General features: G+C 69.3%; 21 protein-coding genes, 1 tRNA gene and 1 pseudogene. 14 read left to right on the top strand and 9 right to left on the bottom strand.

Going from position 1 to position 21075, the window contains the following annotated elements; translation table 11 throughout:
- A pseudogene (locus FFS20_RS11875) lies at positions 1–392 on the bottom strand (hypothetical protein); the annotation flags it as partial.
- Between the two features lie 225 nt (positions 393–617).
- Between FFS20_RS11875 and FFS20_RS11880 the strand changes: the two are divergent.
- The 3 genes from FFS20_RS11880 to FFS20_RS11890 all read left to right on the top strand — a co-directional run bounded on the left by FFS20_RS11880 (position 618) and on the right by FFS20_RS11890 (position 2035).
- Positions 618–690 (top strand) — tRNA-His (locus tag FFS20_RS11880).
- Positions 691–953: 263 nt separating this feature from the next.
- On the top strand, positions 954–1580 hold the full coding sequence (locus FFS20_RS11885; protein WP_137826059.1) for a hypothetical protein: 627 nt from the start codon (positions 954–956) through the stop codon (positions 1578–1580).
- 41 nt (positions 1581–1621) lie between these two features.
- Positions 1622–2035: a VOC family protein gene (locus tag FFS20_RS11890; protein WP_137826060.1), complete on the top strand. Its 414-nt coding sequence runs from the start codon at positions 1622–1624 to the stop codon at positions 2033–2035.
- Positions 2036–2047: 12 nt separating this feature from the next.
- On the opposite strand, the gene FFS20_RS11895 is transcribed toward FFS20_RS11890, so the two are convergent.
- A complete protein-coding gene (locus FFS20_RS11895) occupies positions 2048–2719 on the bottom strand; it encodes a DUF1345 domain-containing protein (RefSeq protein WP_171007072.1) in 672 nt (223 codons plus the stop codon).
- 99 nt (positions 2720–2818) lie between these two features.
- On the opposite strand from FFS20_RS11895, the gene FFS20_RS11900 reads away from it, so the two are divergent.
- From FFS20_RS11900 to FFS20_RS11920, 5 genes are all read left to right on the top strand, one after another.
- On the top strand, positions 2819–3703 hold the full coding sequence (locus tag FFS20_RS11900; RefSeq protein ID WP_137826062.1) for a ribokinase: 885 nt from the start codon (positions 2819–2821) through the stop codon (positions 3701–3703).
- Positions 3700–4608: a dihydrodipicolinate synthase family protein gene (locus FFS20_RS11905; RefSeq protein ID WP_137826063.1), complete on the top strand. Its 909-nt coding sequence runs from the start codon at positions 3700–3702 to the stop codon at positions 4606–4608. The genes FFS20_RS11900 and FFS20_RS11905 overlap by 4 nt, the downstream gene beginning before the upstream one ends.
- Before the next feature lie 198 nt (positions 4609–4806).
- Positions 4807–6996 carry a choice-of-anchor I family protein gene (locus tag FFS20_RS11910; RefSeq protein ID WP_212743334.1) on the top strand — a complete coding sequence of 730 codons (2190 nt, stop codon included), beginning with the start codon at positions 4807–4809 and terminating at the stop codon, positions 6994–6996.
- Between the two features lie 42 nt (positions 6997–7038).
- Positions 7039–7404 carry a transporter suffix domain-containing protein gene (locus FFS20_RS11915; protein ID WP_137826064.1) on the top strand — a complete coding sequence of 122 codons (366 nt, stop codon included), beginning with the start codon at positions 7039–7041 and terminating at the stop codon, positions 7402–7404.
- Positions 7394–7837, top strand: a complete 444-nt coding sequence (locus FFS20_RS11920) for a MarR family transcriptional regulator (RefSeq protein WP_137826065.1) — start codon at positions 7394–7396, stop codon at positions 7835–7837. The genes FFS20_RS11915 and FFS20_RS11920 overlap by 11 nt, the downstream gene beginning before the upstream one ends.
- Before the next feature lie 26 nt (positions 7838–7863).
- Here FFS20_RS11920 and FFS20_RS11925 read toward each other — a convergent pair whose 3' ends face one another.
- The 4 genes from FFS20_RS11925 to FFS20_RS11940 form a co-directional block, all read right to left on the bottom strand.
- Positions 7864–8676, bottom strand: coding sequence for a siderophore-interacting protein (locus tag FFS20_RS11925; RefSeq protein ID WP_137826066.1), 813 nt, complete (start codon positions 8674–8676; stop codon positions 7864–7866).
- Positions 8677–8771: 95 nt separating this feature from the next.
- On the bottom strand, positions 8772–10106 hold the full coding sequence (locus FFS20_RS11930) for a glutaminase (RefSeq protein WP_137826067.1): 1335 nt from the start codon (positions 10104–10106) through the stop codon (positions 8772–8774).
- A gap of 156 nt (positions 10107–10262) precedes the next feature.
- Positions 10263–10625 (bottom strand): antitoxin, encoded by a 363-nt coding sequence (locus FFS20_RS11935; RefSeq protein ID WP_137826068.1) that lies wholly within the window; start codon positions 10623–10625, stop codon positions 10263–10265.
- 130 nt (positions 10626–10755) lie between these two features.
- A complete protein-coding gene (locus tag FFS20_RS11940; protein WP_137826069.1) occupies positions 10756–11472 on the bottom strand; it encodes a DUF2993 domain-containing protein in 717 nt (238 codons plus the stop codon).
- Positions 11473–11587: 115 nt separating this feature from the next.
- On the opposite strand from FFS20_RS11940, the gene FFS20_RS11945 reads away from it, so the two are divergent.
- The gene (locus FFS20_RS11945) at positions 11588–12508 is read left to right on the top strand and encodes a hypothetical protein (protein WP_137826070.1); all 921 of its coding nucleotides are present in this window, start codon (positions 11588–11590) and stop codon (positions 12506–12508) included.
- Here the strand turns inward: FFS20_RS11945 and orn are convergent.
- Entirely contained in the window at positions 12505–13161 is a 657-nt protein-coding gene (orn, locus tag FFS20_RS11950; RefSeq protein ID WP_283202131.1) for an oligoribonuclease, read from the bottom strand. The two genes, FFS20_RS11945 and orn, sit on opposite strands and share 4 nt — an antisense overlap.
- A gap of 200 nt (positions 13162–13361) precedes the next feature.
- Here orn and FFS20_RS11955 point away from each other — a divergent pair, with 200 nt between their 5' ends.
- The 3 genes from FFS20_RS11955 (at position 13362) to FFS20_RS11965 (ending at position 17693) form a co-directional block, all read left to right on the top strand.
- Positions 13362–14954, top strand: a complete 1593-nt coding sequence (locus tag FFS20_RS11955) for a hypothetical protein (protein WP_137826088.1) — start codon at positions 13362–13364, stop codon at positions 14952–14954.
- 22 nt (positions 14955–14976) lie between these two features.
- Complete coding sequence (locus FFS20_RS11960; protein WP_249356828.1) at positions 14977–15921, top strand: tetratricopeptide repeat protein; 945 nt, start codon at positions 14977–14979, stop codon at positions 15919–15921.
- A gap of 65 nt (positions 15922–15986) precedes the next feature.
- Positions 15987–17693 carry a hypothetical protein gene (locus FFS20_RS11965; protein WP_249356829.1) on the top strand — a complete coding sequence of 569 codons (1707 nt, stop codon included), beginning with the start codon at positions 15987–15989 and terminating at the stop codon, positions 17691–17693.
- Between the two features lie 5 nt (positions 17694–17698).
- On the opposite strand, the gene FFS20_RS11970 is transcribed toward FFS20_RS11965, so the two are convergent.
- Positions 17699–18160 carry a hypothetical protein gene (locus FFS20_RS11970; RefSeq protein ID WP_137826091.1) on the bottom strand — a complete coding sequence of 154 codons (462 nt, stop codon included), beginning with the start codon at positions 18158–18160 and terminating at the stop codon, positions 17699–17701.
- Positions 18157–18507: a hypothetical protein gene (locus FFS20_RS11975; RefSeq protein WP_137826071.1), complete on the bottom strand. Its 351-nt coding sequence runs from the start codon at positions 18505–18507 to the stop codon at positions 18157–18159. Before FFS20_RS11975 ends, FFS20_RS11970 begins: the two co-directional genes overlap by 4 nt.
- A gap of 138 nt (positions 18508–18645) precedes the next feature.
- Here FFS20_RS11975 and FFS20_RS11980 point away from each other — a divergent pair, with 138 nt between their 5' ends.
- Positions 18646–19875, top strand: a complete 1230-nt coding sequence (locus tag FFS20_RS11980) for a cysteine desulfurase family protein (RefSeq protein WP_171007073.1) — start codon at positions 18646–18648, stop codon at positions 19873–19875.
- A complete protein-coding gene (gene mnmA, locus FFS20_RS11985; RefSeq protein ID WP_137826072.1) occupies positions 19872–21047 on the top strand; it encodes a tRNA 2-thiouridine(34) synthase MnmA in 1176 nt (391 codons plus the stop codon). The genes FFS20_RS11980 and mnmA overlap by 4 nt, the downstream gene beginning before the upstream one ends.
- The last annotated feature ends 28 nt before the right edge of the window (positions 21048–21075 follow it).

Below are 21075 nucleotides of genomic sequence, written 5' to 3' on the forward strand. Positions count from 1 at the left end.
GCCTGGGCGGCTGCCGGGGAGACGTCCGGTGCGTACTCCTGACCAGGGGAGTCGACCTCGGAGTCGGCCCCGGCCGGGACGGTGATCGGCTGAGTGTCGTCGGTGTCCCGCGCCGAGGTGGTTCCCAGCGTCGGTTCGGGCGCGGGGCTTCTCGTCGCGCCGAGTTCGGTCTCTGCGGTCTGCGCCGGGACGATCCTGCCGGTCGCATCGATCTCGACGTCGACTCCCTGCGCGCCGTCGCCGATCGTCACGGTCACCGGAGTCTGTGTGGCGCGCGCATAGTCGCCGAGGTACGCCATTGCCTGACCGGTGTCGGTGTAGCGACTCGTCGCCCCTTCGAGGGACAGGTAGGCATACCCGTCCTGGGAGACAGAGATCAGCGCACGTGGCATGTAATAGGGGTCCTTGAGCAGGTCGACGGCAGGGCGGTGACAATCCTAGTGAATGAGTCGTGCGCCTCCCACCGAGTTTCCGAAACCGTTATAGATCTCTACGGAATCGTTGCACGTCAGGAGATCTGCGTCTCATTATTCCCGTCCGCGCCTGCTGGTTTGCCCGGCAGTGGCCCGGGCGGTTACGATATATCTTGCTGTCTGCACCTCTGTGCGGGCTGTGTGGTGGGTATAGCTCAGCTGGTAGAGCGCCGCGTTGTGGTCGCGGATGTCGCGGGTTCAAGTCCCGTTACTCACCCCGATGGGAAAGCCCCGTGGATCCTGAGGAATCAGGATCCACGGGGCTTCTCGCATGCCCGCACCGAGGTGGTCCCGCACCGAGGCGTGCCTGCGCCCAGGTGGTCCCGCACCGAGGCGTGCCTCGGCGATCCGATGTTCCAGTCCTGTCACCGTCTGTGCCCTGTTGAGCACCTGTGGGCAGGGTGTGCGCGGCTAACGTCGATCTCGTTCGATCAGTCGCTTGCCGAGAGCCGGTGACGACCACTCCGTGAAAGGGACATCATGAACCGCCCCACCGCACTCGTCGCCCGCTCCGCCGCACTCGCCGCCGCTGCCCTGCTCACCCTCTCAGCCTGCGGTGCCACCGGAGACGCGGAGGAGTCGGCCGGTTCCGAAGCCGGCGACGTCGCCGTCGAAGAGACCACCGAAGCCGCAACCACCGAGGCGGCTGCCCCGGCCGGGGAGGGCACGCAGGTCGAGATCGGCCAGGAGCTCACCGACAGTGAGACCGGGGACGTCATCACCATCGTCTCCGCGGTCCGCAACAATCCCACCGAATACTACGAAGCCAGCGACAACCCCGACGGTGAGATGGTCTACCTCGAGGTCAAGGTCGTTCCCGGCGAGGACTACGGCGGCACGATCAGCGCCTCGGACTTCTACCTCGACAGCGCCGGCGAAGAGGTCAACTACGCTTCGACGGCCGACGACGAACTCACGGCCGCCGGCTTCACCTACTTCGAACGCGCGCCGCGCCGCGACGGTGAGCACACCGGCTTCATCCCGGTCTACGTCAGCCAGACCGCCGACACCCTCAAAGGTGCGTACGTCCGACCCGAGGCGAAGGTCCTCGGCGAGGATCAGACGATCCCCGAGTTCCGCGGCGACTTCGAGGTTCCCGCATCCTGAGCAGGGCCTCCTGAACGAGGCATCCAAGGTTAGGGTCAGGCATGAGCGAATTCCCGCGCCTGCTCCACACCGTCCTCGACGCTGAGGACCCGCGGTCCCTCGCGGAGTTCTACCGGCAGTTCCTCGGCCTGCGCTACCGCAGCGGCGACGAGCCGCCCGTCGACGGCGGCCCCGACGACGTCGACTGGCTCGTTCTCATCGACGCTGAGGGTCGTTGCACGCTCGCGATCCAGCAGACCGACGAGCTCACTCCGACGACCTGGCCCGATCCGGCTGTGCCCATGCAGCTCCACCTCGACTTCACGGTGCCTGACACCGAGGCGCTCGAGACCCACCGCGCCCGGGCCCTCGAGCTCGGGGCGCGCCAGCTCGTCGATCGCACGGACGACCCCGACGAGCCGCTCTACGTCCTCGCCGATCCCGCCGGCCACCCCTTCTGCGTGTTCGTCGCCTGAAGCTGCTGCTCCTCAGGCCATCGTCACGAGCTTCTGGAGGACCTGGAAGGCGACGGCGACGACGAGCGCGTTGTAGAAGAACGCGATGATGCTCTGGAGCAGGACGATGCGGCGGGCGGCGATCCCGCACACCTCGACGTCCGAGGTCGCGAACGACGTGCCGATCGTGTAGGAGAAGTAGAGGTAGTCGAGCGTCGTCGGGAGGTCGGCTGTCGGGAAGCGCAGCTCCCGTTCGTCATTGGCCGCCTCGGTGACCTCGTAGATCTCGGCGAACGCGATGTGGAGCATGAGCCACGAGAGGATGATGCCCGCGCTTGCAGCGAACAGGATCGTCGTCTGGTCGGCACCGCCGTCCGCGGAGTCCTGGGTGACCATCGCGGTGATCGCCGCGTTCGACCCGGCGACCGCGGCGAGCAGCGGGGGAATCCACAGCCACTTGACGACCGCACGGGCCTCCGTGCGATCGCCGGCCTCGGGCTGTCGACTGCCGTTCCACACGACGATGAGCCCGACGCCGAGGTAGACGACCGTCACCGCCTCCCACAGCAGCAGCGCCCACAGGGTGTTGGTGACGAGGTAGAGGACGCACGTGAGGACGATGAGCGTCTGCGCCGCACCGCTGATCCACTGTCCCGCCCCGGAGCGCCGAACCGTCGGGCGCGCTTGCCTCGAATCATCGGTCATGGCCCGAATATACGGCATCCCCCGACTCCGACCCCGGTGCCGGGACACCTCCCACATTCGGTTCTCCTCCCATGTCCGAGGCGAGGGTTAGAGTGAAGTGTGTCCGCATTCGCCATCCCGCTCACCGTCGTCGGCAGCATCAACGCCGACATCACCGCGGTGACCGACCGCCTGCCCGGCCCCGGAGAGACCGTCGGCGGCGGCACGCTCTCACGCAGCCCCGGAGGGAAGGGCGCGAACCAGGCGGCTGCGGCGGCCCGCCTCGGCGCCGTGACCCGGATGGTCGGGGCCGTCGGCACGGACCCGACCGGCGCGGAGATGACCGCAGCCCTGCGCGAGGCCGGCGTCGATGTCAGCGCTATCGCCGAGGTGGACGCTGAGACCGGGACCGCGCTCATCACCGTCGACGCCCGCGGTGAGAACACGATCGCCGTGTGCGAAGGGGCGAACGCCCACGTCAGCGCCGCCGGGCTGAGGTTCGACGAGTCCGACACCGTGCTCACGCAGCTCGAGATCCCGCTCGAGGTCATCAGCGATCTTGCCCGCACCGTGCGCGGCTGGTTCGTCATCAACGCCGCCCCCGCGATTCCACTGCCCGCCGAGGTGGTCGACCGTGCCGATCTCATCATCGTCAACGAGTCCGAGTACGCAGCGCTCCCGCAGCTGGCCACGGCTCGCCGGGTCGCCGTGACCTACGGGGCACAGGGGTCGGCCCTGCTCGAGAACGGTGAGCAGACCGCGTTCGCACCCGCCGAGGCGCTCACCCCGGTGAGCACCGTCGGGGCCGGCGACGCCTTCTGCGCGGCCCTGACCATCGCCCTGCGCTCCGGCATCCCCGCTGCCGAGGCGCTGCGCGTCGCCAACGCCGTCGGGGCGATCGCCGTGGCCAGTCCCGACGCGCGCCCGCGCTTCCCGCCGCTCGATCACCTCATCGCCACCGTCGACGCACACCCGTCGACGACGAGAGAACGGACATCGCCATGACCGCACCTGCCGCCCTCACCGGCCTCAGCGCCTTCCCGCTCACGCCCATCCGCGACGGCAGTCTCGATGAGGCCGCCTTCGACGGTCTCATCGACCGCCTCGTGGCCGCCGGCGTCGATTCGATCGCCCCGCTCGGGTCGACCGGGGTGGGCCCCTACCTCAGCGTCGGCACCCGCGCCTTCGTCGCCCGCGCCGCCGTCGAGCGCGCCCAGGGCATCCCCGTCATCGTCGGGATCGGGGCGCTCAACCAGCGCGATGTGCTCGCCAACGCCTCCGCGGCCGAGGAGGCCGGGGCCTCAGCGCTCCTCCTCGCCCCGGTCAGCTACCACCCGCTCACCGCAGACGAGGTCGTCGAGCTCTTCCGCGCCGTCACCTCGGCGACGGACCTGCCCGTCATCGTCTACGACAACCCGGGGACGACGCACTTCACGTTCACGACCGAACTCTACGGACGGCTGAGCGAGCTCGACGGAGTCGCGGCGATCAAGATCCCCGGCCTGCCGCTCTCAGCAGGGGAGTGGACCCAGCGGGTGAGCGGCATCCGGGCGGCGACCGCGGAGGGCACCGCGATCGGCGTCTCCGTCGACGCATACGGCGCCGAGGGACTCATCGCCGGGTGCGACGCATGGTACACGGCGATCGGCGGCACCCTGCCCGAGCCGATGCTCGCGATCACCCGTGCCGCACAGTCCGGCGACCCCTACCTTGCCCGCGAGCTCGCGAGCGAACTCCAGCCGCTGTGGGATCTCTTCGCCGCCCACGGCGGGAGCCTGCGGGTGGGTGCGGCGATCGCCGAGCACCTTGGCCTCGTCACCGGAGACAGCCTGCCCGCACCACTGCGCGGGCTCGACGCCGAGGCCAAGCGCACAGTCGCCGAGGTCGTCGACGCCCTCGATCTGCGCTGAGACTCCGCCGGCAGCCGGCTCCAGCGCACCGGCAACCGGCCCTGCCTGAGGCCGCAGGAGACGGGGTTCCCGGCGCGCAGACGGACCCCGGCTCTTCACCTGCCGTCCATCTGAGGTTCCGGCCCGGGACAACTCCCTGCCCGTATATGGAGGTGGGCGGGCCGTTCCCGCCTGCCGCCGCCACGACTCGGAGACCCGATGACGCATACGAAGACGATCACCGCCGCCCTCACCTCACTTCTCCTCACCACCGGTCTCACCACCGGACTCACCGTCACCGGCGGTGCCGGGGCGAGCGCGGCGGAAGTGCCCGACCCGATCAGCACCTCGGCCCCGGACGCCGAGGTCGAATTCGGCTTCCTCGGCACCTATGAGACCGGCCAGTTCGACGAATCCGCCGCAGAGATCACCGCAACCTACGGCGACACCGTCTTCACCGTCAACGCCCAGGCGGCGACCGTCGACATCATCGACGCCTCCGACCCGACGAACCCGACGAAGACCGGTGAGATCACCGGGACCGGGGTCGCGAACTCGGTGGCGATCCGCGACGACGGCCTCGGCGTCATCGCTCTCGAGGACGCGGACAAGACCCAGCCGGGAACGCTGATGTTCTTCGACGCGAACTCACCCGAGGCGACGGTGCTCGGCTCGGTCACCGTCGGCTCCCTGCCCGACATGGTCGCCCTCACCCCCGACGGCACCCGGGCGCTGACCGCGAACGAGGGCGAACCCGCCGACGACTTCTCGACGGATCCCGAAGGGTCGATCGGCGTCGTCGATCTCCCCGCCGAGGTGGCCGCCCCGTCCCAGGACGCGGTGCGGATCGCGGACTTCAACGACTTCGAGGAGAGCGGCTCGAAGACCCTGCCCGCCGACGTCCGGGTCTTCGGCCCCAACCCCGACGGTGACCTGCCGGTGTCGCGGAACCTCGAACCCGAGTACATCACCGTGGCCGGCGGCAAGGCGTACGCGACGCTGCAGGAGGCGAACTCGGTCGCCGTCGTCGACATCGCCTCCGCCGAGGTCACCGAGATCCTCCCGCTCGGCTTCAAGGACCACGGGCAGCCGGGCAACGGCCTCGATCCCTCCGACCGTGATCCCGAGGACGCCCCGACGATCAACATCGCCGAATACCCGGGACTCAAGGGCACCTACATGCCCGACACGATCTCGACGTTCTCCGCAGGCGGCACCGACTACCTCGTCACCGCCAATGAGGGCGACTCCCGCGAATGGGGCGACTTCTCCGATGCCGCGCGCGCCAATGACCTCGGCGACGACGGTCTCGCCCCCGTCTGCGAGTCCTCGCCGCTGGCCGACCGGCTCGGCGATGACGAGCTCGGACGCCTCAACGTCATCACCGACCTCGGCCTGAGCGAGGACGGCAGCTGCTACGAGGAGCTCTACTCCTTCGGTGCCCGCTCGTTCGCGGTGTGGACGACCGACGGTCAGCTCGTCGCCGATTCCGGTGACGAGTTCGAGCGGCTCACCGCCGAGGCGAATCCCGACTTCTTCAACTCCAACCACTCCGAGTCGAACCTCGAAGGGCGCAGTGACGACAAGGGCCCGGAGCCCGAGGCGCTGACGATCGGCGAGGTCGGCGGAACGACGTATGCGTTCATCGGCTTCGAACGCGTCGGCGGCATCGCCGCCTACGACCTCTCGGATCCCGCGCAGCCGACGTTCGCGACCTACTTCAACAACCGCGACTTCTCCGTCTCCGTCGAGGACGAGATCGAGACCGCCGAGGATCCGGCGGCCCTGCTCGCCAGCGCCGGTGACCTCGGTCCGGAGGGCATCACGTTCCTCAGCCCGGACGAATCGCCGTCCGGTCAGGCCGCTCTCGTCGTCGGCAGTGAGGTGTCGGGGACGACGAGCATCTACTCGATCGCCGACCTGAGCAACGGCGGTGGCGGATCCGACGCCGGTGCCGATGACAATGCCGGCGCCGAGGCGGATGCTTCAGCCGGGGACAACGCCGGGGCCGACAGCACCGCCGGGTCCGATGACAGCGCTGGAGCCGACGCGGATGCGTCCGGTGCGGACGAGACCGCCGGCGCCGAGGCGGACGCCAGCGCTGAGGGCACCACCGCGGCGACCGGGTCGACCGCAGGCAGTCAGGACGCCGACGGCTCTGACGCGAAGGGGACCGACGCGGACGCGAAGGGGACTGACGCGGACGCGAGCGGCTCATCGGCCTCCGCGGACGCGCAGGGCGCCGATCCGGGCGCGAGCGCTGACTCGGCCGACGGCGGCGACGAGAACGCGGGATCGCTGCCGCGCACCGGTGCCGACCTCGGGCAGTACCTGCTCATGGGGGCACTTGCGGTCGGGCTCATCGCCATCGGCGTCATCGCCTTCGTCGTGACGCGGAGGAAGCGCTGACCCGAGTTGACTCATTTAGTTTAGAGAGCTAAACTAAATGACATGACAACGAACCCCCGCACCCGCAAGGCTCCCGTCAGGGGAGCGAAGAAACCACTCCGCTTCAAGTTCGGAATTGCCCTGCTCATCCTCTATCCGCTCTTCTTCCTTATCATCCCGATCGCTCCGTTCCTGCCCATCGACGCCGGCAGCAAGGTCGGCCTCGTGGCCGGCGTCCTCGCCGCCGGGGAAGGCGTCCTGCTGCTCGCCATCGCGTGCGTCGGCAAGGAGGCGTTCCAGGCGATCAAGGCGAAGATCCTCCGCCGGAAGAAGAAGCCCGTGGAGGAGGCGACCGAGACGACGACCGACGCCCCGACGGCGAAGCCCGCCGTGGTCGGTGGCGTGAGGCAGGCCCGTCATGCCGGATGAGGCCGAGGCCCGCGCGGCCGCCGCGCGGATCAATACGCTGCTCATCGAGCTGTGGCGCGTCTCCGAGGGGGAGGGCCCGCAGTACGACGACTTCGAGCTCAGCGCTCAGCAGCACGCCGTCCTCGAGCGGATCGCGAACAACCCCGAAATCACCTCTGGGGAGCTCGCGGCCGACCTCGGAGTGACGAAAGGGGCGATCAGCCAGCACCTCGGCGTCCTCGAGGCGGGAGGCTACATCGCCCGCCGCCGCAGCGAACGTGATGGGCGCGTGCAGGTCCTCGAGCTGCAGAACCGCGGCAGGAAGTACCGTGATGCGCTGGTCAGCTACGAGGACTTCCTCGTCGACCGCTACCTCGAGCGACTCTCCGCCGACGATCTCACCGAGATCGCCGCGGCCCTGTCAAAACTCAAGGGCGCGTTCACCTCCGACTGACGCGCTGATCACGTCGGCCGGGTCGATCACTCGATCTGGCCGATGGGTTCGCGCTTCTCGGCCTGGAACTGGTCCTCGGCCCGTCCGCGCGCCCAGTACGCGGAGATCGACAGCGCCTCCCGGGGCACCTCGCGCTCCTTGAGGATCCGCCGGATCACCTTGATCGTCTCGCGCTCACCGTGAGCGAAGACCTGCGGCGTCCCCGCCGCCCAGGGCAGGTCGCCCACCGCCGCGATGAGGTCCTCATCGGAGTCGACCCAGGTCACGGTCAGTCCTGCCGGGACCGCGGGCAGGAGGCGGTCGGCGGAGTGCGCGACAGAGAGCAGGACGTGGCCGGTCGCCTCGGCGTCCATCGCCTCGATCGCCGAGCTCACCGCGGGCAGCGCCGTGTGATCGCCGATGAGCAGATGCCATGGGGAGGCCGGATCGGGGCGGTAGGCCCCGCCGGCGCCCATGAGGACGAGCGTGTCCCCGGGCTGTGCTGCCTTCGCCCACGGGCCCGCGATGCCCTCGTCGCCGTGGACGACGAAGTCGATCGTCACCCGCTTGGCCGCGACATCCATCTCCCTGACCGTGTACGTGCGGTTGCGGGGCAGGGTCTCCGGGGCGGTCTCCCGCAGGGCGGCGAGGTCGTAGGGCGGGGTGAGGCCGTGCGCGGGATCGGCGAACATGATCTTGACGTACTTGTCCGTCGAGTCGTTGTTCCTGATCGCGTCGAACCCCTCGCCGCCGGCGACGATCCGGACGAGATGCGGGCTCACCGTCTCCGTGCTGATGACGGAGAGGATGGCCTGCGGGCGATCCGGGCGCTTCGTGCGGGCGGGGGCGGGAGTCGACATGCGGGGGCCTTTCGCTGAGGGTGGAGTTAGGTTCACCTTAGCAAATCCCGCCGAGGTGGTCGCCGGCTTCGCGACCCCGCTGGCCGGCGAGGCGATCAGGACACCTGATCGGCGAAGTCGTCGCGCACCCGTCGCAGCCCGCGCAGATCGAGATTGCGCAGCTGCTTCGGCGACTCGAGGATCTCGACCCCGGGCAGCGCCGAGGCCGGCCCGCTGCAGCCCATCGAGTTCTCCGGGTCGAGGAGGACGACCTGCTTGCCCTCCTCTCCGAGCCGGCGCAGCGCCTCGACGATCATCCGGCGGGCCACCTCGTTGATCGAGTACACCCGGCGCAGGTCGAGGGCGAAGACGTCGATGGCATCGTCGGGGGAGGCGATCTCGCGCATGACGTTCTCCGCGCCGCTCCACTGGATGAGCCCCTGGAGGCTGACGATGCGGACCATATGGCCCTTCGCATCGACGAAGCGCCGGTCGCGGCGGATGATCGAGCGGGCGGGCTCGGGGGCGTTCATGATGTGGAGGCCGAGGTCTGCCGACAGCGAGCGGAAGATCTTCGCTCCGCGCACACTCGTGCCGTGCTTGTCGAGCTTCGGCGAATACGTCGCGATGCCCACCTGACCGGGCAGGACACCGAAGAGGCCACCGGACACGCCGCTCTTGGCGGGCACCCCGACCTCGGTCATCCAGTCACCGGCGGCATCGTACATCCCGCACGTCATCATCACTCCGAGTACCTGCCGGTTGACCCTGGGGGAGAGCACCCGCTCTCCGGTGATCGGGTTGACGCCGCCGCCGGCGAGGGTGGCAGCCATCATCGCGAGGTCCCGGACGCTGACGAGGACCGAGCACTGGTTGATGTAGCCCTGGACGACCTCGTCGGGATCGTCGGTGATGACGTCGTAGGACCGGAGCATGTTGGCGATCGCGATGTTGCGGTAGGCCTGATGCCACTCCCCGGCGGCGATGTGCTCATCGACGCGCAGCTGCCGGCCGGCGAACCGGGAGAGGCCCGCGCGGACGATCTCCGTGCGCTCGGCCAGGGTCGCGTTCTGACCGCCGAGGAGGGAGTGGATGGTGATGGCCCCGGCGTTGATCATCGGGTTGAGCGGTTTGCCCGAGGTCTTGTCGAGGGAGAGCTCGTTGAACGCCTCACCGGTGGGTTCGACGCCGACCTTGTCGAGGACGGCGGGGATGCCGAGGGCCTCGAGGGCGATGCCGTAGATGAAGGGCTTCGACATCGACTGGATCGAGAACTCGAAATCGGCGTCCCCGGAGTCGTAGAGGACGCCGTCAAGCGTCGAGATGCTGATCGCGAGCTTGTTCGGATCCGCGGCCGCGAGGTCGGGGATGTAGTCGGCCATCGCACCGCTGCGGTCGTGGCGATGACGCTCGAGCGTCTCATCGAGGAAGTCGGGAATGGGGGATCGCACAGCACCTCCTTCGGGGGCAGTGTCGGCTGTCGGCCGCACGGGCGCGGGCCGACTGCCATTCTCACACACGAGGCCGCCCCGGGAGTGTGGGATCGGACACGCGATGCCCCGCCCGGCGGCAGCCGGGCGGGGCATCGTCGATGGTGCTGAGTCGGCTCAGCGCCGTGGGCTCTGCGGGTCCTCGGGGTCGCGGCGATCGCGGAAGTCGACCGGGTTCTGCTCACCCGGGCGCGGATCTCCCGGACGCGGGTCACCGGGACGGACATCACCGGTGCGCGGGTCACCCGGGCGGGCGTCGCCAGGGCGCTGGTCGTCGTGGCCGATCGCGCGGTCCGCGGCATCGCGGGCGCTCTTGATCTTGTCGCTGTACTTGCCCTTCGTCAGCGAATCGGCGGCACCGGCAGCCTTGTCGAGAACCTGATCGCTGAACTTCTCGACCTTGGGGTTGTTGAGCTTCTCGCGGACCTTGGGGTCGTTGGCGAGGTTCTTCGCCTTGTTGATGAACTTGTCGAATCCCATGGGACTGCCCTTCTTCACAGGTGTGCTTCACAGATGTGATGGTCGCCACCGATCGTAGTCCGCAAGGCTGAGTCGGTCCTGTGGGCGAGCTTCGCCCCGCCTCAACCCGACTTGTCCGCCTCGGACCGACCTACTCGAGCATCACCCCGTTGCCGTGGACGCTCACCCGCATGCCGTCGTCGACGGCGTCGATGCCGGTGACCTCGAGGCCTTCGGGCATGTCGCCCAGATCGATGACGATGTCGGAGATCTCCGAGGTGAGGAACGCCGGCATCGTCGAAAGATCGACCTCGGCTGCGCCGAGGGTGAGCGTCGTCGCCGAGACGAGGATCTGCCGCCCGTCGGGCTGCGCATCGATCCCGACGCGCACGTCCTGCCCGAGCAGGGAACCGGTGAGGTAGAGCGTCCCGTCGGTCGTCGTGAACGTCATCCCGTCGGGCAGGGAGGCGTTCTGCCCGGCGAGCCGATCGATCGTCGACAGCGGGATCGTCGCCTCCCCGTCGACGGTGCCGATCGGTCGTGAGGAGTCGGTGGGCACGTCGAAGAGGCTGAGATCGACATCGGTGACGTCGAGGTCCTCGTACGTCGCCCGCGTCGCCGTGACGTCGACGGCGTCGAGCCTGCCCGCAGCCAACTGGTTGAGGATCGGGAAGCCCCTGACATCGACCTGTGCGTCACCGTAGTTCTCCAGCCCCTCGGCGATCCGGCGCTCGGTGGTGAAATCGACGATCCGGTCGGCGGCGATGACCCCGACGACGAGGGTGACGACGACGATGATCGCGGAGACGATGAGGGGACGGCGGCGGGACCGGCGGCTCGGATGGGCTCGGGTTGCTCCAGTCGTCATGACGCTCATTCTCCCATTGTCCCTGCCCAGGATGCGTGCGACCTGGCTGTCGGATGTGCCGGTCCGACACCCGCGTGCCCTGTCGGCAGGGCTCTGCCCCGCCTAGGATGGGGCCATGGACTCGACTCGCACGCAGAACATCAGGACGCTCTCCGGTCGCCTCAACTCGTTCCACTCGTCGATCTACTTCTCCGACGTCGTCGGCGCCTCGTTCGCCGAACTCGGCCTCGAACCCGGGATCCCGGCGAACATGGCCGCCCGCTCGGCGCCGATGGGCCGCGTCAACGCCGGTGTCGTCGCCGGCACCTTCTACAACTACTCGCCGACGTTCATCGCGACGATCATCCCGCGGATCTGGGACACCGTCTCCCCGGACGTCATGGTCTCCGCCCGCTTCGACGCCGTGTCCCTCTACCTCGACGGACTCTTCGGCGACCGTGACGACATCGCCCTCCTCACCGAGGCGGCCGCCCAGCTCACGGAGACGCTCACCCCCGTGCGCGAGGCGATGGACTTCACCGGCCGCTCCCTGGCCGGTTCGACCGCCGACGCCGTCGCCGCCCACACCCCGACCACGGCCTTCGAAGCCCTCTGGGATCTCGCCACCGTGGCGCGCGAGTTCCGCGGCGACGGACATGTCGCCTCGCTCGTCACCGCCGGAGTCGCCGGCATCGACGCCCTCATGCTCGACGTCGCCACCGGCGCGTCGTTCAAGCCGCGGGCCGCGCAGAAGACCCGCGGTTACACCGATGAGGAGTGGCAGAGAGCCCAGGACGGACTCGCCGAGGCGGGGCTGATCACCGTGGGCACCGACGACCGCGGGTATCCGCTGCCGCAGATCACCGACGCGGGACGTCAGCTCAAAGAGGAGGTCGAGATCCTCACCGACGGCACCGTGGCCGCCGCGTGGTCGGTGCTCAGCGACGAGCAGATCGCCTCCCTCGTCTCCCCGAGCCGCACCCTCGTCAAGGTGCTCGTCCAGTCGGGGGCGTTCCCGTCCACCGTCTTCGCGCAGCCGGAGCGGAAGTCGAGCTAGTTCGTCGGCGCGTCGGCGGGGGTCTCCTCCCCCGCCGGCTGCTCCGCGTCCGCGGAGTACTGGGCGACCACCTCGGCGGCGATGCGCTTGGCATCATCGGAGGTCGGGCCCTCCGCGGAGAACACGGCCCGGCGGTAGTACTCGAGTTCGACGATCGAATCCCGGATGTCGCCGAGGGCACGATGGCCGCCGAGCTTCGCCGGTGCCTGGTAGTAGGCGCGGGGGAACCACTGCTTCGACAGCTCCTTGATTGAGGAGACGTCGATGATGCGGTAGTGGAGGTAGGCGACGAGCTCGGGCATCTGCTTGGTGAGGAACACCTTGTCGGTGCCCACCGAATTCCCGCCCAACGGCGCCTTGCCGGCCTCCTTGACGTGCGACTTCACATAGTCGAGGACCTGGGCCTGCGCCTCGGCGACGGTCGTGCCGGCATCGAGTTCGGTGATCAGCCCGGAATCGGTGTGCATTGTCGTGACGAAGTCGTTCATGTTCGCCCGGGCCTCCGCCGAGGGCCGGATGACGATGTCGATGCCCTCGTCGAGCGGTCGGAGCTCGAAGTCGGTGACGATCGCGGCGATCTCGATGAGTTCGTCACGCGCCTCGTCGAGGCCGGTCATTTCGCAGTCGATCCACACAATTCTGTCGTTGCTCACGCTGCAAGCTTAACGGTGTGCGGGTCGGGACCAGCCAGGTGGGCCTGTGTGTCCGCTGACACACGCTGAGTGCATCCGCAGAACACCGCGGCCGTCGGTGACCTAAACTTGTACTGACCTCTGCCCGGACAGGGTGGGAAGAATCGTGCCGACTCGAGGAGAAGGTTTTTCGCGTGCGTTACACACTTGCTGTGATTCTCATGGTGGTGGGTGTCGTTGTCTCAGGGCTCGGGCTGCTCCAGAAGACCCTGTGGGCCCCCTCCGACACGATCACCGCCACGACGCAGATCGACGGGTCGGCCCCGGCCGTCATCGTCGATCCGGGCATGCTCAACCTCTATGACACGCCCGCGACGCTGACCGCCCAGGGCACCGGTGATCTCACGATCGCGCAGGCCCCGATCGAGAGCATCGACGCCTGGGTCGGCGATTCCCCGGCCGCCCGCATCACCGGACTCGCCGCGGAGAACGGCCTCACCGTCGAGCCGAAGGAGGGCGAGGCGGAGCTGCCGAACCCCGCCGGCTCCGACCTCTGGGAGGCCGAAGTCACCGGCACCGACACCGTGAGCCTCGACTGGGACTCCGACGCCAACCGCACCGGGTTCCTCATCGCCGGCTCGGGCGCCCCCGGCGACGTCACCTCGGTGTCCCTGTCCTGGCCCAATCGCGCCGACACCCCCTGGGCGATTCCGCTGATGATCGCCGGCGGTGCGATCTTCGTCATCGGCCTCATCCTCCTCTTCCTCGGTCGTCGCACCGCCAAGCGCGAAGCCAACCGCCGCCAGGCCCGGCAGGACCGTCGGCGCAAGCTCGCCGAATACGGCACGGCCTTCGCCATCGTCCCGGTCCTCGCGCTCAGCGCGTGCGGCCCCACCGAGCTGCCGACCCCCGAAGCCTCACCGGCCCCGACGACGCCGATGGCCGGCGTGAGCAGCGGCCAGGCCGAGCGCATCCTCGGCGCCGTGGCCACCGACATCGCCGCCGCGGACAAGGAGACCGACGCGAAGAAGCTCGAGGCCCGCGCCACCGGGCCCGCACTCGAACAGCGCACCGCCGTCTACAAGGTCAAGGACAAGGTCAAGGACCAGACGATGCCGCCGGCGATCGCCGCCGACGAGATCGTCGTCAACTTCACGGCCGCGACCGACACGTGGCCGCGGATGACGAGCCTCATCACCTCGGCCGGGGATCAGACGCAGCTCCTCGTCCTCACCCAGGACGACGCCCGGTCCGACTACAAGCTGTGGTCGCAGACCGTCCTCGTCCCCGGCACCGAGCTGCCCGAGATCGCCGACGCGCGCCAGGGTTCGCAGCCGCTCGACGCGAACGCGGAAGGCTTCGCGATGACCCCGCAGGCCACCGTCGCCGACTACGCGAAGGCCCTCGGCGCCGGCGCCTCGTCGAAGGAGGCGAAGCTCTTCGAACCCGACGACTTCTCGAAGTCGATCTGGGCGAACCAGGACGAGCAGAAGAAGAGCGCGGAAGAGGGCAAGGCCAGCGTCAAGTACTCGTACGAGCCCGGACAGCAGATCGTCGCCCAGGAGACGGCGGGTGATTCCGCGGTCGTCACCGGCGTCATCACCGCCGAATCGACGATCACCCCGCAGTCGACGGGCGGTCGCACGGGCACGCTGACCCTGAGCACCCCGCAGAAGGAGCTCACCGGGGAGAGCAGCACGCAGCAGCCGGTGACGACGACGACGTACCAGGTGCTCACCTTCCTCGTGCCCCAGGACGGCAAGCCCCGCCTCATCGGCGGCCTCGAAACCCTCAGCGGAGCCAAGCTCGGCTGACGCACCCAGCAAAGGAGATCCCGTGTCTTTCGATCCGAACCAGGGTCCGGGCCCGCAGTCGGGCAGCGCCCCCCAGCAGGGGCTCGACCTCTCCGCGGTCCGCACGAAGAACATGCCCGCCGACGAGGCGGGTGCGCCGGCCGCGGATCCCACCGCGGTGCCGCTGCCCTCGCTCGTCCTCGACGTCGACGAAGCGGTCTTCAACGACATCGTCGCGCTCTCCGAGCGCGTGCCCGTCGTCATCGATCTCGCCTCGAGCGCCAGTGACGCCAGCCGTGAGGTCTCCGCCGTCCTCGCGCGCCTCATCCCGTCCTACGGCGGCAGGCTCGTGCTCGCGAAGGTCGACGTCGACCAGAACCCGCGGGTCGCCCAGGCCTTCGGCGTCCAGTCGACCCCGACGGTCGTCGCGATCATCAAGGGCCAGCCGGTGCCGCTGTTCCAGAGCACACTGCCCGAACCGCAGATCGCTGCTTACTTCGACGAGCTCCTCACCCTCGCCGCGGAGAACGGCGTGAGTGGTCACGCGGTCGTCGGGGGAGCCGAACCCGAACCGGCCGGCCCCAAGCATCCCGAGGCCGAGGAGGCCCTGGCCGCCGGGGACTTCGACACCGCCGAATCCCTCTTCAAGGCCGCGCTCGCCGAATCACCGGCCGATGACGAGGCGAAGTTCGGTCTCGCCCGCGCCGGCCTCGGCCGCCGCCTCATCGACGCCGACCCCGAGCAGCTCATCGCCGCCGCCGACGCCGACACCGCCGATGTCGAGGCCGCGAAGGCCGCCGCCGACGCCGAAGTCGTCAGCGGCAACCCGGCCGGGGCGTTCGACCGCCTGATCTCGCTCATCCGCACGACCACGGGGCCGGAGAAGGAGGCGCTGCGCCTGCGCGTCCTCGACCTCTTCGAGATCGTCGGACCCGATGACCCGGCCGTCGCCAAAGCACGCACCAAACTGATGAGGGCATTGTTCTGAACCAGATAGTCCGCCTCACCACCGCCATCCTGTTCACGATCACCGGCGTGATCCTGACCGTGCTGGTGGCCTCTGCCATGTCCGTCGTCGGCACCGACGAAGTCACCGAGACGCCGGCCTTCGAAGTCTCCGACGGGTCCTACGCCGTCGTCCTCGACGAAGCGATCGTGCCGTTCTCCGGCACGAACGTCACCATCGAGGCGACGAACGCCGACGGCAAGGAGCTCTTCCTCGGCACCGCGAACGGCGTCGACACCGCGAGCTACCTTGACGGGGTCTCCCAGGTCCAGATCAGCGACGTCGACTTCCCCAACGAGGCGACCCATCGCTCGATCCCCGGTGACCCGGCACCCGCCGCGGATATCGCCGGTCGGGACTGGTGGACATCCGCGGAGACCGGGGCGACCGTGTCGAAGACCTTCGACCTCGACGCCGACCCGCAGGTCCTCGTCATCGCGCCCGCGACGGCGGGGGAGAACCTCGACGGGACGACCGTGCAGCTGAAGATGCGCGTGGCCGGTGTGCTCGCGCTCAGCCTCATCGGCCTGGCCGCCGCGATCATCGCCTTCGGCTTCGCCGCCTACTTCTTCCTCCGCTGGTGGAACGGGCGGATCCGCCCGCGCAAGCAGTCCGGCAAGCTCAAGGAGCGCCGCCCCAGCACCGAGGCGCCCCGCCGGAAGTCCCGGAAGTCCACCTCGACGACCGGGCAGGAGCCCGCGGACGGCGCCCCGACCGACAGCGGGAACCCGACCGGCAAACCGGCCGCGGAGCCGGCGAAACCTGCGGCCCCGCCTCGGCGCCGGAACACCCGGGTGCGTGCAGCCACCGGCATCACGCTGGCCTCCGGGCTGGCGCTGACCGGCTGCGGTGCGCTGCCCATCGCCCAGCCCGACACTCCGCAGGTCACCCCGTACGAGCGCACTGCTGTCCGCCCGGGCGAGGCCGGGGAGTTCATGACCTCGTACACGGAATCGCTCGACAAGATCCTCGCCGACAAGGGTGAGGGACTCGAAACGATCCAGGGCGCCCCGCTCATCGACCGGACCCGCGCGCAGATCCAGATCGCGGACAAGACGAAGCAGAACCTGCGCGCCCCGAACTTCACCGAGGTCGTCGCCGGCGGACCCGCCTTCACCGACTACCCGATGTGGTTCTACGCCCTCGGCACGACGGGCGGGGACGAGAAGCTCACGCAGGTGCAGCTGGCCACCCGCGAATCCGCCTCGGTGCAGCCGCTCGTGCGCACCGCGGTCTTCATTCCCGCCGATCAGGCCCCGACCCTGCTCGCCGACGGCAGCGGAGCGGTCGAACCTGCCCCGCAGAAGTTCACCGAGGAGATGGCGACCGCAGCCGATCAGATCTCGACGTTCCTCAAGGACGGCAAAGTCGACGGCGGCATCGTCTCCGGACTCGACCAGGGCGGCTTCAAGTCGTTCCAGGACTACGTTGGCGGTCTCCGCAACGAGGACTCCGGCTTCGACGACGTCACCGTCGAATGCACTCCGTACCAGGACCTCGACTTCGGGTCGATGACGCTGACGACGGAGAACGGCGCGCTCGGCATGGGCGAGATCCGCTGCACGCTGACGATCAAGGTGCCCGAGGACTACTCGGTCGACCTCGGTGACACGATCGAGGCCGTGAAGACGAACGACAAGGACGGCAATACCGTCAAGGTCGACACCGCCCAGCCCTACGTCCTGCTCAAGGACGGGGAGACGATCACCGCCCTCAACACCGACTGGGACATCCTCTCCTCACGGATCGAGTGAGGAGGTCACACCGGGTTCGTCTGCTCCTGGTGCACCCGCCGGCCCACCCGCAGCAGCCACCACAGGCCGATGAGGGGAAGCACGAGCGGGATGAAGCCGTAGCCTGAGCCGAAGTTCGACCACACCGAGGGCTTCGCGAAGTCCTCGGGATGCGTGAAGCTGAGGATGCCGACGATGATGACGCCGGCGAACTCGGTCAGGCACGCGGCGATCGCGATGCGGTGCGTGACCCGGTTGCCGATGACGAAGCACACCGTCGCAAGGATGTAGATGGCGGCGGCGATGACCGAGAGCGTGTAGGCGACCGGGGCGACGTCGAATTCGCGGATGACCTGGTAGCCGGCCCGCGCGGTCGCCGACAGTGCGAAGATCCCGTAGACCGCGGTCAGGGCCCGACCGGGGCCCGAATGCATCGCCGAGTACGGTGAGCGCGGTGCCGGGCGAGTGCGGACGGCGCGTCTGTTCACAGCCAAATCTGGTCCATTCTCTCGATCATGATGATCACCGTCAGCCCGGCGGCGGCGAGCACGCCGGGACCCCACCTGCTCAGCTCCGCGAACGCCCAGAACCCGGCGAGCGCGATGACGAGGATCGCGGTGATGACATAGCCGAAGTAGAGGAGCGGGTCGACGCCGTCGGTGCCTCCGAAGGTCGCGATCGAGATGACGAGCTCGACGATGAGGAGGAGCAGCAGAAGCGCGGAGCAGCCGAGCAGCAGCGGGCCGGCAGGTCGGTTGCGGATCGTCTCGACGATCGCCCACACGGTGAGCACGGCGGCGACGGCATAGAGCACGAGCGTGAAAACGGTGAACACCCGGACAAGTTTAGTCCGCAGGGCCCCGCGGCGAAGACCGCTCCGACCGGCGGAACCGGGTGAGATCGGGCACGGCGGCGGGTGAGATCGGGCACGGAACCTGGCCGGGGCCGGGCCCGAGCGCCTAAAATACTCGACGTGCCGATCTATCTTGACCATGCCGCGACCTCGCCGATGCCCCAGGCGGTGCTCGACGTCTACACGACCGAGCTGAGCCGCCGGGCCAATCCGTCGTCGCTGCACGCGGTCGGTCAGGCCGGCCGGATGCGGCTGGAGACGGCCCGCGACGACATCGCCCGGGCACTCGGGGCGACGAGCTCCTCCGAGGTCGTCTTCACCTCCGGCGGCACGGAGGCCGACAACCTCGCCGTCAAGGGCCTCTACCTCTCGCGCAACAACGGCAGCTTCGCCGAACCCTCCCGACCCCTCGTCCTCACCTCGGCGATCGAGCACCATGCGATCCTCGACTCCGTCGACTGGCTCGAGTCCCAGGGCGCGGAGATCGTCCTCCTCGACGTCGACGAGACCGGCCGGATCGACCTGCCCGCCGCCGAGGCGGCACTGCGCCGCGACCCCGACCGGACCGCGCTGCTGTCGGTCATGGCCGCGAACAACGAGATCGGCACGATCCAGCCGCTGGCCGAACTCGGGCGTCTCGCCCGCGACCTCGGCATCCCGTTCCACATCGACGCCGTCCAGGCGCTCGGACAGATCCCGCTCGACTTCGCCGAACTGGAAGCCACGGCGATGACGATCACCGCGCACAAGATCGGCGGTCCCGTCGGCATCGGCGCCCTCCTCCTCGACCGCGCCGCCTCGCCCACCCCGATCCTCCACGGCGGCGGTCAGGAGCGCAGCGTGCGCTCGGGCACCCTCGACGTCGCCGGCGCGGTCGCCTTCGCCGCGGCCGTCGACCTCGCGACCTCCGACCTCGATTCGCGGGCCGCGAAGTTCTCCGACCTCCGCGACCGCCTCATCGCCGGCGTCGAGGCGACGATCGAGGGCGCGACGCTGTCGGGTCCGCGCGGGACCGGCCGTCTGCCCGGCAACGCCCACTTCACTTTCGCCGGCTGCGAGGGCGACTCCCTCCTCTTCGGCCTCGACGCCCGCGGGATCGCGACGTCGACGGGATCGGCGTGCTCGGCCGGCGTCTCCCGCCCTTCCCATGTTCTCCTCGCCGCCGGCATGAGCGAGGACGTCGCCCGCTCCGCGCAGCGCTTCACCGTCGGCCACGACACCGCCGCCTCCGACATCGACGCGCTCCTCGAGGCGCTGCCCGCCGTCGTCGACCAGGCCCGCCGGGCCGGCATGGTCTCGGCAACGCCGCGCTGGCGGCAGACGGCACACGAGAGTCAGGAGAGCGCATGAAGGTCCTCGTCGCGATGTCCGGCGGAGTCGACTCCGCCGTCGCCGCCGCCCGTGCCGTCGACGCCGGCCACGAAGTCGTCGGCGTCCACCTCGCCCTGTCCCGGATGCCCGGCACCCTGCGCACCGGGTCGCGGGGCTGCTGCACGATCGAGGACTCCCGCGATGCCCACCGGGTGGCGGGCATGCTCGGCATCCCCTTCTACGTGTGGGACTTCTCCGAGCGGTTCAAGGAGGACATCGTCGATGACTTCATCGCCGAGTACGCCGCCGGCCGCACCCCGAATCCGTGCATGCGCTGCAACGAGCGCATCAAGTTCGCCGCCCTCCTCGACCGGGCGCTCGCCCTCGGCTTCGACCAGATCGCAACCGGGCACTACGCCGAGGTGGTCCGCGACGCCGACGGCCGCCCCGAGCTCCACCGCGGCGAGGACCTCGCAAAGGACCAGTCCTACGTCCTCGGCGTCCTCACCGGCGAGCAGCTCGAGCACTGCTACTTCCCGATCGGGGCGACCGCCTCGAAGGCCGAGGTCCGCGCCGAGGCGGCCGAGCGCGGCTTCTCGGTGGCGAACAAGCCCGACTCCTACGACATCTGCTTCATCCCCGACGGCGACACGAAGGCCTGGCTGGCCGACAAGATCCCGATGCGCCCGGGTCTCATCAAGGACGCCGAAGGCGAAGTCCTCGGCGAGCACGACGGCGCGATGACCTTCACCATCGGCCAGCGCAAGGGACTCGGCATCGAGAAGCCCGCGGCCGACGGCAAGCCGCGCTTTGTCACCGGTCTCGACCCCGCCTCGAACACCGTGACCGTCGGCTCCCGCGCCGACCTCGGCGTCTCCCACCTCACCGGCATCCGCACCTCGTGGGCCGGCCCCGCGCCCGCCGACATCGGCAGCTCACCGGAGACGGGGATCGACTGCGAGGTCCAGATCCGCGCCCACTCCGACCCCGTGCCCGCCCGGGCATGGCTCGGGGACGTCGTCACCGAGGCGCCCGACCATGAAGCCGCGGTGCCGGCGGCCCGGCCCGCCGGCCAGCTCCTCCACGTCGACGTCGCCGAGGAGCTCTCCGGCGTCGCCCCGGGACAGACGATGGTCGTCTACCGCGGCACCCGCGTCCTCGGTCAGGCCACGATCGACGTCACCGGCAGGGACCGCCTCGGCGCGCGGTGATGAGCACCGGTGATGCGCACCGGTGACG

This window comes from Brevibacterium sp. 2SA, assembly GCF_005502845.1.
GTDB lineage: Bacteria > Actinomycetota > Actinomycetes > Actinomycetales > Brevibacteriaceae > Brevibacterium.

Excerpts from the sequence above, each read along its gene's own strand:
- FFS20_RS11885 (WP_137826059.1), top strand. The coding sequence starts at position 954 with ATGAACCGCCCCACCGCACTCGTCGCCCGCTCCGCCGCACTCGCCGCC.
- FFS20_RS11890 (WP_137826060.1), top strand. The coding sequence starts at position 1,622 with ATGAGCGAATTCCCGCGCCTGCTCCACACCGTCCTCGACGCTGAGGAC.
- FFS20_RS11895 (WP_171007072.1), bottom strand. The coding sequence starts at position 2,719 with ATGACCGATGATTCGAGGCAAGCGCGCCCGACGGTTCGGCGCTCCGGG.
- FFS20_RS11905 (WP_137826063.1), top strand. The coding sequence starts at position 3,700 with ATGACCGCACCTGCCGCCCTCACCGGCCTCAGCGCCTTCCCGCTCACG.
- FFS20_RS11910 (WP_212743334.1), top strand. The coding sequence starts at position 4,807 with ATGACGCATACGAAGACGATCACCGCCGCCCTCACCTCACTTCTCCTC.
- FFS20_RS11915 (WP_137826064.1), top strand. The coding sequence starts at position 7,039 with ATGACAACGAACCCCCGCACCCGCAAGGCTCCCGTCAGGGGAGCGAAG.
- FFS20_RS11920 (WP_137826065.1), top strand. The coding sequence starts at position 7,394 with ATGCCGGATGAGGCCGAGGCCCGCGCGGCCGCCGCGCGGATCAATACG.
- FFS20_RS11925 (WP_137826066.1), bottom strand. The coding sequence starts at position 8,676 with ATGTCGACTCCCGCCCCCGCCCGCACGAAGCGCCCGGATCGCCCGCAG.
- FFS20_RS11935 (WP_137826068.1), bottom strand. The coding sequence starts at position 10,625 with ATGGGATTCGACAAGTTCATCAACAAGGCGAAGAACCTCGCCAACGAC.
- FFS20_RS11940 (WP_137826069.1), bottom strand. The coding sequence starts at position 11,472 with ATGACGACTGGAGCAACCCGAGCCCATCCGAGCCGCCGGTCCCGCCGC.
- FFS20_RS11945 (WP_137826070.1), top strand. The coding sequence starts at position 11,588 with ATGGACTCGACTCGCACGCAGAACATCAGGACGCTCTCCGGTCGCCTC.
- FFS20_RS11955 (WP_137826088.1), top strand. The coding sequence starts at position 13,362 with ATGGTGGTGGGTGTCGTTGTCTCAGGGCTCGGGCTGCTCCAGAAGACC.
- mnmA (WP_137826072.1), top strand. The coding sequence starts at position 19,872 with ATGAAGGTCCTCGTCGCGATGTCCGGCGGAGTCGACTCCGCCGTCGCC.